A 17,456-nucleotide genomic window follows, 5' to 3' on the forward strand; every position below is an offset into this window, starting at 1 on the left:
ATATTTATTGGTTATGCTCTTCTATTTTTTTAAATGCATAATAAAGTACAATACCTATAACCAGAGCTAATAAAGCAGCTACAGTATACACAACAGCATAATTTGTAGATATATATTCTATAAAAGTTGATAAAAATTGGCCGCCAAAAACTCCCATTGAATACAAGCCTAAGTTTTTTCCCAAATTTTTAGGCGCACTAACCTCTATCATCATATGGTTTAAAAGTGGTATTGTAAAGCCAAAACCTGTGCCAATAAATACAGCACTTAAAATCAATAGAGGTATACTATTAAAAAAAGCTAGTGTAACATACCCTAGCATAAAAAATAAAAAGCCCAAAGCTACCACTTTACCATCTCCTATTTTTTTAACTGCCCTAGGCATTTGACTTGCTGTAATAATAGCAATTACAGATATAAATGCCATAAAATAACCAGTGTAAGACTCTGTAAAACCAATAGATTTTGGCAAATAAATGGGTAAGGTTACAAAACTAACAAAGAACAATACCATAGACAGTAATGAAGCATAAAAAATAGTTTTTATAGCTAGCTTACTTTCTTTTTTCTCTTGTTTAACCACAACTTCATCACTTTTAATTGTTTTAAACAATGTTTTTATAACCAACAACCAACACACAATTGCTAATAAATATATAAAAAACGGATACTGCCAATGCCACTGCCCAAGTATACCACCAATAGAAAGAAAAATTACACCACCTAATTCTATAGACATACCTTGCCAAGCAATAAGTTTCATTCTTTTTTCACCCGTAAAAAAATCTGCAATAAAAGAAGTTACTGACACTTGCACTGCAACTGTAGCTGCTCCTAATAAAAACCGGTCTAGCATTAAAATATAGTCGTTTGTAATATACGCCCCAGCAACTCCTAAAAGTGCATATGGCACCAACCCCAAACACAACATAGTATAAGAACCTGTTTTATGTAAAAGTTTACCCACTATTGGTGCAAATACTACTACTCCCAAAGATGGTAGTGTAATTAACCAACCTGGAGAAAAACTAAAATTTAAATTTTCTACAATTCCTGTTAAAGACGGCGCAATAACTGTACCTACCATTATTGTTAAGCTACTTACCAATAACAGTGTAAATATTCCTAAGTTTGTTATTTTTTTCATATTGCAAAATTGCAATACTAATTTGCTTTCTACTGTGCCATTTTTCTAATAGAGTATACCAAAATGGAAATAACTAAACTACGCGTAAACTCTTCTGCCTTTTGTATATTAAATATGAGATTCTATTGCAAAAAAATAACTCATATTAAAACTAAAATAGCATAGGTTAACTTTTAAAAAACAATAAAAATAACATTTAGGTTACTTTGTTTTTTTAACTTGTAAACCAATTAGGCATCCTATTTTACACCATAAAGCTTTATTAAATTATGAATAAACTGCTTGAAGAAGATTTTAATAATTTTGACCAATTATTACAAAAAGTAGCTAAACAAGGCACTGCATATTTTAAAAATATTGATACAGAAAAAACTACTTTCCCTGTGTTAAATACTATTTATGAAGGCTTAAATAAAGAGGGTATTGGAGGATTAAATACACTTAAGTTATTTAATAAAAAATTTAAAGACACTATTGTTGCTTCTTCTGGCCCTAGATATTTGGGCTACGTAGTTGGCGGGTCTACACCTGCTGCTGTTATTGGTGATTGGCTCACAACTATTTATGATCAAAATCCGCAAACAACCTCTGCCCAAGGAGATGTATCTGTGCAAATAGAACAAGAAACTATAAAGTTATTGTTAGATTTGTTTGCTTTACCACATAACTTTTTAGGCGGGTTTGTTTCTGGTGCTACAATGTCTAATTTTACTTGCTTGGCAGTAGCCAGGCAATGGTTTGGGAAACAAAAAGGAAAAGATTTTGCAAAAAATGGCATTTCTATACCAATAAATATACTATCTGCTGTACCTCATTCTTCTGCTATAAAATCTTTATCTATGCTTGGTATAGGTAGTACTAACGTTAGTAAAATAAAAGTTGAAGAAGGCAACAGAGAGTCTATAGATATTAATGATTTAGAGCAAAAAATTAAAGCTTTAAACAACCAACCATTTATACTTATCTCTAGTGCAGGAACCGTAAACTCTGCAGATTTCGATAATTTTGAAGCTATAAACACATTACATAAAAAATATAATTTTTGGTGGCATATAGATGGTGCGTTTGGTGCTTTTGCAGGATGCTCTCCAAAATACAAACATTTAGTTAAAGGCTGGGAAAATGCAGATAGCATAACTATAGATTGCCACAAATGGCTGAATGTACCATATGATAGTGCCGTTTTTTTTGTTAAAGAAAAGCACAACTTGTTACAGCTTCAAACATTTCAAAATTCTAATGCTCCATATTTAGGAGACCCTTTAGAAAACTTTAATTATCTAAACTTTTTACCAGAAAACTCTAGAAGACTAAGAGCTTTACCTGCTTGGTTTTCTCTTGTTGCCTATGGTATAGATGGTTACAAAGATATTGTAGAAAACTCAGTTAAAATGGCACAAATGTTAGATGAGTATATTACTCAAAATAACGAGCTAATACTACTAACCCCTACACGTTTAAACAATGTTTGTTTTTCTTTAAAGGATAAAAATAAACAAGATAAAATACCTCTTTTTATAACCGAACTAAACAAAGAAGGTAAAGTGTATATGACACCAACAGTATATAGAAACACTAAAGGAGTTAGGGCTTCTTTTGTAAATTGGCGTACCAATAAAAAAGATATTACTGTAGTTATAAAAGAAATTGAAAGAACCCTTAAAGCCGTTTATTAACACTAAACCAACAATGTATTATTTTATATAAAATGAAATTTTCTTTTTACGTTCTCATCTTATCAATTGTAGTGCTTACTTCTTGTAAAAGCACTACAAAAACCATAATAACCAATACAAATAAAGACATTACATATTGGGGAAGAGTAAATAGTAACACTACAGATAGCACAGACTTACACTGGTCTGGTACATCTATAAAATTAAATTTTGAAGGCACTAGCATACAAGCATTATTACAAGATGAAAAAGGAGAAAACTATTATAATGTTCTTGTTGATAATGACAGCGCTAAATTATTACGATTAGATACTACAAAACGCTATTATACGCTTGCCAGCAATTTAAAAAAAGGAAAGCATACTGTAGAGCTATTCAAAAGAACAGAATGGGATAAAGGAAAAACAAGCTTTTTTGGTTTTAAACTGAATAAGCAAGGTAAAATATTACCAAAAGACTCCCCTAAAGCTAGAAAAATTGAATTTTACGGAAACTCCATTACTGCTGGTTATGCTGTAGAAGATTTTACCGGAAAAGACAGACCAGATAGTACATACACAAACAATTACCTAAGTTATGCTGCCCTAACTGCCAGACATTTTAATGCAGAATACAGAGCTATTTGTAAAAGCGGAATTGGAGTTACAGTAAGTTGGTTTCCTATAATAATGCCAGAGCTTTACAATAGACTAGACCCCAATAACGAAAACAGTGTATGGGACTTTTCTTTATACCAACCAGATGTAGTAGTTGTAAATTTATTTCAGAATGATTCTTGGATAGTGAATATGCCAAAAAATGAAGAGTTTAAACACCGGTTTGGGAACAAAAAACCAGAAGATGACTTTTTTATTACTGCTTATCAAAACTTTATTACTAGCTTAAGAAAAGAATACCCTAAAGCTAAAATTATATGCGCTCTTGGAGCTATGGATGCCACAAAAGAAAACTCTAAATGGATGAATTTTATTAGCAAAACAGCAGCTAAAATAGCAGATAAAAATGTTTACACACATTTTATGCCCTATAAAAACACTCCTGGACACCCAAGTATAAATGAGCAAAAAGAAATGGCCAAAAGTCTTATTGCTTTTATTGATAAAAACATAAACTGGTAAGTATTTTTTTTATTTTACAATTACATTTCTGCAATGTAAAATTTAAACGTGCTAATTTAAAAACAAACAAAGCTGTAAGTTTTTTCTACAGATTTAACATCATATACATTACAACTCTCCCTTAAATTTATATTTTAGCAGATCCTAAATAATCTACCAAAAATATGAAAACCAAAACCTATAATGTAATTGTTATTCTTATATGCTCACTTTTTATAATGAGCTGCAACAATAACAAACCAAAATGGAAACAACTTTTTAATGGTAAAGACCTTAAAGGTTGGCAAGTAAAAATAAGAAACCATCCGTTAAATGATAATTACGCCAATACTTTTAGCGTAAAAGATGGCAACATACAAGTGCGTTATAACAACTACGGAGATTTTAATCAGCAATACGGACACCTATTTTACAAAAAGCCTTACAGCGCATACTTAATTGGTGTAGAGTACAGGTTTGTAGGAGAGCAAGCCAAAGGTGGTGAAGGTTGGGCTACTAGAAATAGTGGTATTATGATTCACGGACAGTCTCCTAATACAATGACGGTAGAGCAAGATTTTCCTAACTCTATAGAAGTACAACTTTTAGGAGGCAACGGAAAAGATGACCGCCCTACTGCTAATATTTGCACACCTGGTACACAGTATGTGTTTAATGATGAGATAATACAAGAACATTGTGCAAAATCTACATCTAAAACATACCACGGAGACCAATGGGTACGTGTTGAAGCTTTGGTTTTAAAAGATTCTTTAATAGTACATTATGTAAATGGTGAAGAAGTACTGCGTTATACAAAACCTCAACTAGACCCTGTAAACGGAGCCAAAGAAGGAAAACCATTAACTAGTGGTAGCATCTCTTTACAAAGTGAGAGTCATCCTGTAGATTTTAGAAAAGTAGAAATAGTAAACCTAGAAAAATACATCACAGATAAAGCTAAGCTTACAGAAGTAATTAACGAACTACTTACCAAAAAGTAAAAAATTAAAAGCCTTTAGTAAAATCTAAAGGCTTTTTTATTCAGCTATTTTAATAGGCAGTTTTTAATTTAGAACGCATTGTTTTTGCAGCAGCCACCAAATTTTCTAAAGCAGCTTTTGTTTCTGGCCAATCTCTAGTTTTTAATCCGCAATCCGGATTTACCCAAATATTATCTACAGGCAACAACTTACTTGCTTTTTCTAAAAGATCTTCTATCTCTTGCAATGTAGGTACACGTGGCGAGTGTATATCATAAACACCAGGACCAATTTCATTAGGATATTTATAATCTACAAATACGTTTAATAAATCCATTTTAGATCTAGAGGTTTCTATAGTAATTACATCTGCATCTAATTTAGTAATATGCTCTATAATATCATTAAACTCAGAATAGCACATATGCGTATGTATTTGCGTTTTATCTGCCACTCCAGAAGTAGCTATTTTAAAACTCTCTACAGCCCAAGTTAAATATGCATCTCTATATTCTTTTCGTAATGGTAAACCTTCTCTAATTGCAGGTTCATCTACTTGAATAGCCTGTAAACCTGCTTTTTCTAAATCTACAACCTCATCTCTAATTGCTAAGGCTATTTGCTTACAGGTTTCAGACCTTGGTTGATCATTACGTACAAAAGACCATTGTAAAATAGTAACCGGCCCTGTTAACATACCCTTTACTACTTTAGAACTTAAAGACTGTGCATAGGCAGACCATTTTACTGTCATTGCCACTGGTCTAGATACGTCTCCAAATAATATTGGTGGTTTTACAGCTCTACTACCATAACTTTGTACCCAACCAAAACTAGAGATAGCAAAACCATCTAGTTTTTCTCCAAAATACTCTACCATATCATTACGCTCACACTCACCGTGTACAAGTACATCTAACCCTATTTTTTCTTGAAAACGTATGGTTTCTTCAATTTCTTTTTGAATTAATGTATTATAAGCATCCAAACTAAGTTCTTTTTTCTTGAATTTAGATCGCCAACTCCTTACTTCTTTTGTCTGTGGAAAAGACCCAATAGTTGTTGTTGGGTATACTGGTAACTTTAGTTTATTTTTTTGAATTTTTTGACGTGATGAAAACTCTGCATTACGCTCACTATCATTTGCAGTTAACAAACCTATTCTTGCTTTTACCGCAGCATTATGTATAACTAAAGATTCTTTTTTTGCTTTATGCGCCTTAGTGTTACTTAATAATTTAGCAACAACCTCTTTGCTTTTGTCTGCTGTTGCAAGTTTTTTAAGTGTAACTAATTCATCAATTTTTTGCTTAGCAAAAGCCAACCATTGCTTTACACTAGTTGGTAGTGTTTCTTCATTTTGTTCTAAATCTAAATCGTAGGGCGTATGTAATAATGAGCAAGATGTAGCAAGCCAAACCTTATCTGCTCCTAATTTTGCCACTACATTTTGCACGGTTGCTAAGGTTGCTTCAAAGTTATTTTTCCAAATATTTCGTCCGTCAACCAAACCTAAACTAAGTATTTTATCATTCTTAAAATTAGTCGCATTTAAAACATCATTTAACTGCAAAGAACAACGCACCAAATCTAAATGTAAAGCGTATACTGGTAACTGAAGTACAGTTTCTAAATTATCTCCATAACAATCAAAATAACTAGTTAAAATAATTTTTAAGTCAGGAAATTTACCGGCTAATTGGGTATACAATTTAGTTACTGCCTGCCTATCTTTAGCTGTAAGGTTTAATGCCAAACAAGGTTCATCTAATTGTACGTGTGTTGCCCCAGCTGTAACCAACTCTGTTATCAACTCAAAAAATACAGGTAACAAATTGTTTAACAAATCTATTTTATTAAAGCCCTCCTCTTTTTCCTTTCCTAAAAGCAAATAAGTAACCGGACTTAATACTACTGGTTTTGTAGTAATGTTATGTGCTAATGCTTCTTTAAACTCCTCTACAGGTTTTAAAGAGAACAATTCAAAATTTTGATTAGCTGTAAACTCTGGCACTAAATAATGATAATTGGTATCAAACCATTTAGTCATTTCCATAGCAGTAACATCAAACTCACTATTTTGTAAGCCTCTTGCCATAGCAAAATATAAGTTTAGCTTAGATTCTTTTTCTTTTATTTTCTGATATCTTGCAGGAATACAACCGTAGGTTAAGGTAGCATCTAAAACCTGATCGTAAAAAGAAAAATCGTTAGACGGAATAAGATCTACTCCTGCCTTTTGCATTAATTTCCAATTGTAAAGTTTTAACTGCTTACCCATTTCTACCAATTCGGTTTTAGTAGCTGTACCTTTCCAGTACTTCTCGCTTACTTTTTTTAACTCTCTTTTAGCTCCAATTCTTGGGTAACCTAAAACATTAGTTTTCATAGCATTGTAAATTTATTATTCTATGCAAAGTTTAGTATAATAAATATTTTAGCTAAATAAGTTGTTGATTTTAGAAGTAACAACTACAAAATATGTAGTAAAAAGAATAATAATCTTTTATACATTTGTTTCAAATCAATTTTTAGATAAATTTTCTATGAGCAACTTAGACCAGATAGATGTACAACTTTTACGATTACTACAATTAAACGCTAACCTAACTTCTAAAGAATTGGCCAACAAAGTAAATTTATCTACAACGCCTGTTTTTGAACGAATAAAAAGATTAGAAAGAAACGGATATATAAAAAAATACGTTGCCGTTTTAGATGCAGAAAAGTTAGAGAAAGGATTAACTGTGTTTTGTAATATTAAACTAAAGCAACATACAAAAGATATAGGGCACAATTTTGTAAAAGAAATTAAGTCAATAAAAGAAGTAACAGAGTGTTACAATATTTCTGGTGATTTTGATTTTTTACTTAAAGTGCAAGTAAAAGATATGCTGCATTACCAAGACTTTGTTTTAAATGGTTTAGGATCAGTAAAAAGTGTAGGAAGTACACACAGCACATTTGTAATGGGAGAAATAAAAAACACCTACGCTATACCAATTTAGGTATAATGTAAGTGTTTAAAAATCTTGTGTTTTTTATTTAGAATCTCTTTATTGTTTTTATAGTGTACATAATACCTATAGATACCGTAGACCATTCTGTATTATCTCCTAATTGTATGCCTGTATATGATAAATTAAGCTCTGTACTTTCTCCCATTAAATAACCTATTTGAGGTCTGTAATAAAAGCCACCGTCATTACCATCATTAAGTCCAAAACCCTGACCTAAATCTGCGCCAAAAGAAAAAGAATTGGATGTCCAAACACGCACAGAAGCTGCAGCTTTTAAAAACTGAATATCAGGTAAATCATTAGTAATAGTGCCTGTATGGTATTTTTCTGCAAAGCCGTGTATATAGCCACCAGTTACACCTAAGTCTACTACTTCACCCAATGCCCACATATGGCCTATATCTGCAGCAACCATTAAACTTACATTATCTGTATAATCATCTAAAGGAATACCACCTTGTATACCTATTTTTAATCCTTCTTGTGCAGATAAGTTTACAGCCATTATTGCAAACACAATTAGTAACGTAATTTTTTTCATTTTTTGTTTGGGGTTTAGTTATTTATTGCCAAAACTAAACGCTTACATAAAAGATGCATAATTAATGTTGCAAAACACTTGTTTACCGTTGTAGAACAACTGTTTTATAAAGTTGTACAGTAAAAACTTATTTATTTATTGAATTTAAAATCCAATTTAGCTCTGGATCGTAATTGTTTGCACGATCCTCTAAAGTAGGTGTAATAACTATGTCTGGTTTAACGCCATACCCCTCAATTTCAGTTTTAAAAGGTGTTTCTAAAACCATTAATCCAAAGTATAACATTAGCTTAGAATTTGGCAGTCTTACCAATTTTGTTTGACCTGCAACAGTACTATTATAAGCACCGCCTGTTTCCTCACCAACAATAATGCCTCTTTTACGTGCTTTTATAACATTAGAAAATACAGAAGATGCAGAAAAAGAACGGCCATTTATTAATACATACACATTACCTTTATAATTATTTTCTTTAGGTGCTGCTATCTTAGATTCCTTAAACTTATATACTAGCTTCCCATTTTTTTTGTGCGCCTTAAAAACTTCTTTAAAAAATAGAAACGGCACAAATAAAGACTTGTATGCTGCTCCATAAACTGTTTTGTTACGAGACATATAAGACTTTATCATTGGGTATCTTGTGTTTACCTCTCCTTCCTCAATAAACTTAAATTTATCCTTTGCTAAGTAAGAATATAAATCGTGAATTTCTACCAATCTACCACCTCCATTATCACGTAAGTCTATAATTAAATTTTCAGTTTTTGCTGAGTCTATTTTTTTAAAAGCCTCTTCATAAAAAGCTTCGTAATCACCTCTAGTAAAGCTTCTAATTTTCATATAAGCAACGCTACTATCTTCACCTATAAAATCTAAATTTCTGTTATAATACTTTTCAGAGTAACTATATCCGTATTTATGATAATCCTTTAGTTCTTTCTTTAACTTTTTTGAAGCAAGTTTTCGTTCTTCTTTCGTCTTTTTAATTGGTTTTTTATCATTTAAACTATCTTTTTTTGCTTTAGGAAACCTTGTAGAGTCTCTTGGTATTCTTCTAAAAATTTTGGTATATAAACTATCATTTTTAGAAAATGTAACCTCTAAACTATCTAATCTACCTTTATCATAATAGTAATATCTAGCTAATTTCTGCGCAGAATATTTGTTATGAAAAGTTGTGTTATAGCCGTCTGAAGAAAAATAAGTTTTGTATTTTTTTAGCAAGTCATCAACAGAATCATCTCCTAACTTAACCACTCTACTACCTACCATTGTACTGTCTTCTCCAAGAGTATTCTTAACCAAAACAGCATCTTCTACATTCTCAAACCTTAAATAAGACCATTCATTTTTTAGTTTATTTAAAGCTTTACCTTCTTTACGTGTATATTTTTTTGTTGGCACAGAAATACCTGCATGTCCTTGCCTAACCTCTGCTACAACAGGAGCTAATTTTTCATAAAAAGCGTAAGTTGTCATAGGCTCTGTAATACTATCCTTTAAGGTTTTAAATTTTGCATCTAACTCCTTTTTAGACGTATAAAGATATAATTGAGGGTGTAATTTTTGTAGTTTTCGGTAAGCTACATCAACATCTTTATGCAGTTCTTCTACATTATGCAACTTAGTTATTTGCTTGTTGTGTTTGTCTACACTTGCGCAGGAAATAAGCAGCACAAATACTAAAAAGGAATATAAAATTTTTATCAAAGGTTTGTGGTTTAGTGGTTTGACTTTATATTTTTCATTAAAAAACATAACATATTTTATGCCAATAAAGTTAAATTATTGAATACATCGAAAATAATTTTTAACAATATTTTATTTTCATCAATCCTAAGTCTCTATTTTGTACCTTTAACTTGTATGAAGAAAAAAATTGCCATACTCCTTTTTATACTAATTGCATTGCCTTTATTGGCAATTTTTTGTTCTAATAGCGTTATTAAAAATGCCGCTAATGGAAAAACCTATTATGCAGTAAACACTGTACCGCACAATAGAGTTGGCTTGGTTTTAGGCACAACTAGCAAACTAACAAATGGGAGTCCTAACCCTTATTACGTACACCGTATAAATGCAACAATTGCTTTGTACAAAGCGCAAAAAATAGACTTTGTTTTGGTTAGTGGTGATAATGGCAGTAAGTACTATAATGAGCCAGATACTTTTAAAAGAGATCTTGTAAAAAAAGGTATTCCTGCAGAAAAAATATTTTTAGACTATGCCGGCTTTAGAACTTTAGACTCTATGGTGCGTGCACACGTTATTTTTAGCTTAGATAATGTTACTGTAATATCTCAAAAGTTTCATAATGAAAGAGCTATTTATATTGCAGAAAAAAAAGGCCTTACTGCTGTTGGTTTTAATGCTAAAGACTTAAACGGAAAAGCAGGTTTAAAAGTACAAACCAGAGAATATTTAGCACGTGTTAAAGTGTTTTTAGACATATTGTTTAATACTGAACCTAAATTTTACGGAGAAAAAATAGTGATAGAATAGTACATACTACAATGCAAAAAATTACAACTTTACTTAAAAATTTAGGGCCAGGGTTACTTTTTGCAAGTATGGCAATTGGCACCTCTCACCTAGTATTGTCTACCAAAGCTGGGGCACAATATGGTTGGATAATGTTAGTACCTATTATACTTGCTAATATTTTAAAATATCCTTTTTTTGAGTTTGGTATTAGGTATACCAACGCTACTAACAAAACACTTATAGAGGGCTATTTAAATCGTGGTAAAGGATATTTATGGTTTTATGCACTAATTACACTTGTGTCTACATTTACCATTTTAGCAGCTTTGTATTTGGTAACTTCTGGTTTACTTATAAATCTTTTAAATTTCACAAATGTATCTATAACCCTAGTTGCATTTGCTTTATTTGCTTTTATATCTGCACTACTTATTATTGGTAAATATGTTTTTTTAGAAAAATCTTTAAAAATTATAGTTTCAATTTTAGGAATTGCGCTTTTAGCTACAACTGCTATGGTTATTTTTAAGGGTAAGGTTAATGAAGTTGCCAACTTTAATCCTCCGTCACTTTTTAGCAATGCCAGCATTTTATTTATTATTGGTTTAGTTGGTTGGATGCCTACTGCCGTAGAAACCTCTAGTTGGTTAAGTATGTGGACCATTGAAAAGCAAAAACTAACCAACAAAAAATTAAACCTTAAAGAAGCATTGTCTGAATTTAACTTTGGCTACATTGTTACTGCAATACTTGCTATATTTTTTATGACAATTGGGTGCTTATCTCTTTATGGCACAAATACAGAAATGAGTAGTAGTGCTGTAGGTTTTGCAGATCAACTAATTAATTTATTTACTGTACATATTGGTGAGTGGACAACCATTTTTGTTGCTACAGCTGCTTTTGCAACAATGTTTAGTTCTTGTATGACGGCTCATGATGCAATTGCAAGGGTTAGTATTGATGTATTACTAAAACTAAAAAACAAGCCAAATAATACCACTGAAGAAATAAAAAAACAAAGTAAATCTTATTTTACGATAGCCGTACTTGTGCTTACGGTTATAAATTTGGCTGTAATTGTATTTTTTAATTCTAATATGGGAAAAGTAGTAGCTTTGGCTACATTTGTGTCTTTTATAGTAGCTCCTGTAGTTGGTTATATGAATTTAAAAAATGTACTAAGTACAGATGTAGCTAAAGAGCACCAGCCTAAAAAGTGGTTACAAATACTTACTTACCTGGGCATTTTATTTTTAAGTCTTTTTGCTGTTTACTATTGTTATATAGAAATTATTGCATAAAAAAAACCGACTCTGTAAAAAGTCGGTTTAAACTACATACTGTGTTTTATAGTGAGTTATCCATAATTTCCTTAACAATTTCTGGATTTAGCAACGTACTAATATCACCTAAATTCCCCGTATCATTAGAAGCTATTTTACGCAAAATACGACGCATAATTTTACCACTTCTTGTTTTAGGCAGGCCAGTTACAAATTGTATTTTATCTAGCTTAGCAATAGGTCCAATGTGTTCTGTTATTTGCTGATTTATTTCATTTCGTAAATTATCTCTATCTCTAGTTTCACCAAACTCTTTTAAAATAACATAACCATACAAAGCATTTCCTTTTACATCATGCGGAAAACCTACAATTGCAGATTCTGCTACAGCCGGATGCTCATTTATGGTATCTTCAATTGGTGCGGTACCTAAATTATGTCCAGATACAATAATAACATCATCTACACGACCTGTAATTCTGTAATAACCAACACCATCTCTTAATGCGCCATCACCTGTAAAATATTTGTCTTTATAGGCAGAAAAATAGGTATCTCTATATCTTTCATGATTGCCCCAAATAGTTCTTGCAATAGAAGGCCAGGGGTATTTAATACACAAACGCCCTTCTACTTGATTTCCTTTTACTTCTTGTCCGTTTTCATCCATTAAGGCAGGTTGTATCCCAATAAAAGGCAACGTTGCATATGTAGGTGTTGTTGGCGTAACATACGGTATAGGAGAAATCATAATTCCACCAGTTTCTGTTTGCCACCACGTATCTACAATAGGACTATTATTTTTACCTACATTATTGTTATACCAATGCCAGGCTTCCTCATTAATAGGTTCGCCTACAGAGCCCAATACTTTTAAGGAAGATAAATCATGGTTTTCTACAAAATCCATATTTTCTTTTGCTAAAGCTCTAATAGCTGTTGGTGCGGTATAAAACTGAGTCACTTTATGTTTTTCTACAACTTCCCAAAAGCGTCCAAAATCTGGATAAGAAGGCACACCTTCAAACATTACTGTAGTAGCGCCATTTGCTAAAGGACCATAAACAATGTAAGAGTGGCCAGTAATCCACCCAATATCTGCTGTACACCAATAAATATCATTTTCTTTATACTGAAAAATATTTTTAAACGTATACGCTGTATACACCATATAACCACCTGTAGTGTGTACCATACCTTTTGGCGTACCAGTAGAACCAGATGTATATAAAATAAATAATGGATCTTCTGCATCCATTATTTCTGCCACACAATCTCCATAAGCTTCATCTAACAGTGGTTGTAACCACTTATCCCTACCTTCTACCATTGTAATCTCTGCATTGGTACGCTTTGCTACCAAAACAGTTTTTACCCCAGGACAATCATTTAAAGCAAGATCTACAATACCTTTTAAATCAATAGACTTTTTACCTCTAAAAGAACCATCAGAGGTAATTACAAGTTTACAATCAGAGTCATTAATTCTTGTTGCCAATGCATTAGAAGAAAAGCCAGCAAAAACAACAGAATGTATAGCTCCTATTCTTGCACAAGCTAATAAAGAAACTGCTAATTCCGGAATCATAGGTAAGTAAATACAAACCCTATCACCTTTTTTAACGCCGTTTTCTTTTAATACATTAGCCATTTTACAAACACGCTTATGCAACTCGTAATAACTAATGTGTTGCGCTTCCTCATTAGGGTTGTTAGGTTCAAAAAGAATTGCTGTTTTTTCTCCTCTAGTTGTTAAATGTCTGTCTATACAATTCTCCGTAATATTCAGTTTTGCATTTTCAAACCATTTAACCTCTGGTTTAGAAAAATCCCAACTTAAAACATTATCCCACTTTTTCCTCCATAAAAAATGTTCTTCAGCTATTTCTTCCCAAAATGCTTCTGGGTTACGTACAGATTTTCGGTATACCTGAAAATACTCCTCTAAATGCTTAATGTGATAATTACTCATACGTTATTTGTTTTGTGCTTATGGTTACCAATAACTAGTATTGCATCATTAAAACAATAGTTATTTTGTTTGATGATAATGCACATCAACCTAAAAGAACTAAAAACACAAACACAATAAATTTGCTAAATATGTGATTTTTTGCTCTTAAAACTATGTTTTAAAGAATGATTTCCTATAAAATTAATTGAATTATTAAATATAGGAAAATATAGAAAAGTATTCGTTTAATTAGTACAAAAAAATTATAGTAATATTCAATAAACTTAACTAGCAATAAGAAATACATTTAAGCATACTATAATTACAAAAAAAGAGCTGTATTAATACAGCTCTTTATAATTTAAAACAACAATGTTGCACCTACGGTTTTCTGCGTGAAAGTAGTCTATACAATACACACCATTTACACATTTGTTTAGTACGTGATCTTCTCCGTAACCAATAGTGTATAAAATATTTTTAGAAGGTATACCGTTATTTAAAAGGTATTTTTTAATATTATCTGCACGTGCTTGTGAAATTCTAAAGTTAGATGAAGAACCTCCTTTACTGTCTGTATGCGATTCTATTTGAAGGTTAAACTCTGGGAACTTTTTAATTATTGTTATTGCCTTATCTAACTCTTTTATAATATCTGGTGTAAGTTTACTGCTTTTGGTTTTAAAAATAAACTTATTTAACTTAAGCATAGATTTTCCTTCTTTTTCTACCACAAAATCATCTGCAAAGTCTAAGTATATAGGAGTTTGTTTTATATTTTTTAATTCTTCAGCAGTATAAAACTGTCTAAATAAGGAGTATTTCTTTTTAGAAGCTATTACTGTAATTTTTTCTTGCCAAGGCACTTCTATTTCATAAGAACCATCTTCTGCAGACTCTAACTCTTTTATTACTTTATTATTTTGGTCTAGTACTTTTATAGCTACATTACCAATCCTAATATTAGTTAGTGGATTTAAAGTTTTACCCTGCAATACAATGGTATTAAGTTTAGGCTTTTCTGCTACTGTAAAACCGTAAATATCATCTTTACCTTTACCACCATCTCTATTAGATGAAAAGTAACCTTCTAAGCCGCCAGTAGTATTATTTTTTACAATAAAACCAAAGTCGTCTTTAGCTGAGTTAATACCTTTTCCTAAATTTATTGGTACACCTGCACTGCCATCTGCCTTTAAATTAGACTTGTAAATATCCATACCTCCGTAGCCATAAAAAACATCAGAAGAAAAATATAATCCGTTTTCAAAAACAAAAGGAGAAATTTCATTTCCAGGAGTATTTACCCTTGGTCCTAAATTTATTGGCGCAGACATAATTTGTCCATTGCTGGTATTTACATAATAAATATCTGTACCTCCATAGCTGCTATCTTCAAAATTAGCAGCAAAATATAAACGCTGAGAATTTGCATCGTAAAAAGGATAATAAAAGCTAGTACTTAAGTGCTTAAGTATAAAATTAAACCTATTGTTACGGTCTACTTCTGCAATAGAAAGTGCATTTTTTCCTTTTTCATCATACAGCATTTCACCATTTTTTTCATTAGATAGCACATAAAATAACTTATCTAACTCTGCAGAGTAATATGGTGTTGCCTCATGAAAGTTAGCTTTAGGAATACTGTTATATGGTTTTACATTGGTAATATCACCATCATCCTCTATTTCACTTTCATAAATATCTAAGTATATTCTCTCTTCTTTTTTCTTTTTTTTCTTTGCTAAAGTAAGCACTCTATCACTAGTAAAAAGTAATTTATCTTTGTAAAATGATGGTGAAAAGTCTGCCGCAATACTATTTCCTTTTATATTAAAAATAGTATAGTTAGGTAGTACTACGTCTTTTTTATTTTCAATATCAAAATTAAACTTTGCATTTTCTGCCCAAGATGCTTCTTTTAAAATAGTATCGTTTTCTAAATACTTATTCATTTCATCTTTTCCAGATATTGCGTATAAACTACGTAGCATTTTGTTGTAATGAAACGGAGTAACTATGGCATCACTCTCCAAAATCATTTCATAAGTTTGCCACGCTTTTTTAAACTGTTTTGTATTAAAATATGCCTCTGCGTAGTTTAAAAACTGTTGCGTAGTAAGTACAGTTTCTTTACTCTCTTTTTCATATTCTTTAACTGCCTGCTCATACTTATATTGAAAGAAATAACGATCTCCTGCAGACTTCAAATTTTGAGCACAAACAGATAGTACAACTAAATTTAAAAGTAAAAAGCTAAGTTTAAATTTCATATTGTTTGTATTAAAAGAATCTTGGTGTGTCTATTTGTTTAGGTTTTTTATTGTCTTTTGGGCCTTTACTCCTTTTTGTTCCGCCAGATTTACCTAAATAAAACTTTAAAATAACCTCATGAGAGCCATCATTATAGTTTTTAAATGCATTTGTAGAATAGTCATAAGAATATCCTACATAAATAGAGTTAGACACTTGAAAACCTGCTAAACCGCTTACCGCATTATCAAACCTGTATGATGCACCTACGGTCACCAAATCACTAATTAAAAAATTAGTAGATAAGTTTACGTTTAAAGGAGAATCGGTAATATAATTTACCAAAAATGCCGGTTTAAACTTTAGTTCATCACTTAAATCAAAAACAACACCACCAATAAAGTTAACCTGAGTTTTATCTTCTTCAATAACAGCAACCTCATCATTATACAGCGTACTTGTTAGCAAGTTAGGTACAGAAAGCCCTAAATACCAATTGTCTGCATATACAAATGTACCTGCGCCAATAATTGGGTAAAACTCATTGTACTGTGTATCTTGTATTGCTGGTTCATTCTCATATTCAAAATCTCCTTTTGTAAAATCGATATCTAAAATTGATGCTCCTGCATTTATACCAAAAGACCATTTTACATTGTCTGATAATTTTACCTGGTAAGAGTATGATACATTTATTAGAGACTGACTCATTGGTCCTAACTTGTCTGAATATGCATTAAAACCAAGTCCTGTTTTTTCATTAGAAAAAGGAATATTTGCTCCTAAGCGTATTGTGGTAGGTGCACCAGGAACACCTACCCATTGGGTTCTATACAAACTTATAATTTCTGGATCCTCTACACTACCAACATAAGCAGGGTTAAAACTACCAATATTGTACATATACTGCGTATACTGTGGTTCTTTTTGAGCATAGGAATTAGCTGCAATAAAAAACAACATTAGTATACTTAGGCACTTGTATATATGAAGGGATTTTTTCATTTGTTTTTG

The 17,456-nt window shown here is 31.5% G+C and carries 13 protein-coding genes; 6 read left to right on the top strand and 7 right to left on the bottom strand.

Annotation, left to right across the window (positions count from 1 at the left end; translation table 11 throughout):
- Positions 1-4: 4 nt before the first annotated feature.
- Positions 5-1,147 carry an MFS transporter gene (locus JM80_RS00915; RefSeq protein ID WP_144708960.1) on the bottom strand — a complete coding sequence of 381 codons (1,143 nt, stop codon included), beginning with the start codon at positions 1,145-1,147 and terminating at the stop codon, positions 5-7.
- 269 nt (positions 1,148-1,416) lie between these two features.
- Here JM80_RS00915 and JM80_RS00920 point away from each other — a divergent pair, with 269 nt between their 5' ends.
- The 3 genes from JM80_RS00920 (at position 1,417) to JM80_RS00930 (ending at position 4,924) form a co-directional block, all read left to right on the top strand.
- Positions 1,417-2,823, top strand: a complete 1,407-nt coding sequence (locus JM80_RS00920; protein ID WP_144708962.1) for a pyridoxal-dependent decarboxylase — start codon at positions 1,417-1,419, stop codon at positions 2,821-2,823.
- Positions 2,824-2,855: 32 nt separating this feature from the next.
- Complete coding sequence (locus tag JM80_RS00925) at positions 2,856-3,941, top strand: SGNH/GDSL hydrolase family protein (protein ID WP_144708963.1); 1,086 nt, start codon at positions 2,856-2,858, stop codon at positions 3,939-3,941.
- A 164-nt stretch (positions 3,942-4,105) separates the two neighbouring features.
- Positions 4,106-4,924 (top strand): DUF1080 domain-containing protein, encoded by an 819-nt coding sequence (locus tag JM80_RS00930; protein ID WP_013621483.1) that lies wholly within the window; start codon positions 4,106-4,108, stop codon positions 4,922-4,924.
- Positions 4,925-4,973: 49 nt separating this feature from the next.
- Here the strand turns inward: JM80_RS00930 and metE are convergent, their stop codons facing one another.
- A complete protein-coding gene (gene metE / locus JM80_RS00935; protein ID WP_144708965.1) occupies positions 4,974-7,292 on the bottom strand; it encodes a 5-methyltetrahydropteroyltriglutamate--homocysteine S-methyltransferase in 2,319 nt (772 codons plus the stop codon).
- Positions 7,293-7,449: 157 nt separating this feature from the next.
- Here metE and JM80_RS00940 point away from each other — a divergent pair, with 157 nt between their 5' ends.
- Complete coding sequence (locus JM80_RS00940) at positions 7,450-7,911, top strand: Lrp/AsnC family transcriptional regulator (protein ID WP_034643358.1); 462 nt, start codon at positions 7,450-7,452, stop codon at positions 7,909-7,911.
- A 37-nt stretch (positions 7,912-7,948) separates the two neighbouring features.
- Here the strand turns inward: JM80_RS00940 and JM80_RS00945 are convergent, their stop codons facing one another.
- Both JM80_RS00945 and JM80_RS00950 read right to left on the bottom strand, forming a co-directional pair.
- Complete coding sequence (locus tag JM80_RS00945; RefSeq protein ID WP_144708967.1) at positions 7,949-8,464, bottom strand: hypothetical protein; 516 nt, start codon at positions 8,462-8,464, stop codon at positions 7,949-7,951.
- Positions 8,465-8,591: 127 nt separating this feature from the next.
- On the bottom strand, positions 8,592-10,175 hold the full coding sequence (locus JM80_RS00950; RefSeq protein WP_038507439.1) for a S41 family peptidase: 1,584 nt from the start codon (positions 10,173-10,175) through the stop codon (positions 8,592-8,594).
- A 156-nt stretch (positions 10,176-10,331) separates the two neighbouring features.
- On the opposite strand from JM80_RS00950, the gene JM80_RS00955 reads away from it, so the two are divergent.
- Both JM80_RS00955 and JM80_RS00960 read left to right on the top strand, forming a co-directional pair.
- Complete coding sequence (locus JM80_RS00955; RefSeq protein WP_013621478.1) at positions 10,332-10,967, top strand: vancomycin high temperature exclusion protein; 636 nt, start codon at positions 10,332-10,334, stop codon at positions 10,965-10,967.
- An 11-nt stretch (positions 10,968-10,978) separates the two neighbouring features.
- The gene (locus JM80_RS00960; protein ID WP_144708969.1) at positions 10,979-12,253 is read left to right on the top strand and encodes an NRAMP family divalent metal transporter; all 1,275 of its coding nucleotides are present in this window, start codon (positions 10,979-10,981) and stop codon (positions 12,251-12,253) included.
- A 46-nt stretch (positions 12,254-12,299) separates the two neighbouring features.
- Here the strand turns inward: JM80_RS00960 and acs are convergent, their stop codons facing one another.
- From acs to JM80_RS00975, 3 genes are all read right to left on the bottom strand, one after another.
- The gene (gene acs, locus JM80_RS00965; RefSeq protein ID WP_038505884.1) at positions 12,300-14,207 is read right to left on the bottom strand and encodes an acetate--CoA ligase; all 1,908 of its coding nucleotides are present in this window, start codon (positions 14,205-14,207) and stop codon (positions 12,300-12,302) included.
- Positions 14,208-14,530: 323 nt separating this feature from the next.
- The gene (locus tag JM80_RS00970; protein ID WP_144708971.1) at positions 14,531-16,462 is read right to left on the bottom strand and encodes an OmpA family protein; all 1,932 of its coding nucleotides are present in this window, start codon (positions 16,460-16,462) and stop codon (positions 14,531-14,533) included.
- A gap of 10 nt (positions 16,463-16,472) precedes the next feature.
- Positions 16,473-17,447: a type IX secretion system membrane protein PorP/SprF gene (locus JM80_RS00975; protein ID WP_034643142.1), complete on the bottom strand. Its 975-nt coding sequence runs from the start codon at positions 17,445-17,447 to the stop codon at positions 16,473-16,475.
- Between the last annotated feature and the right edge of the window lie 9 nt (positions 17,448-17,456).

This window comes from Cellulophaga sp. RHA_52 (assembly GCF_007827205.1).
Classification (GTDB): domain Bacteria; phylum Bacteroidota; class Bacteroidia; order Flavobacteriales; family Flavobacteriaceae; genus Cellulophaga; species Cellulophaga lytica.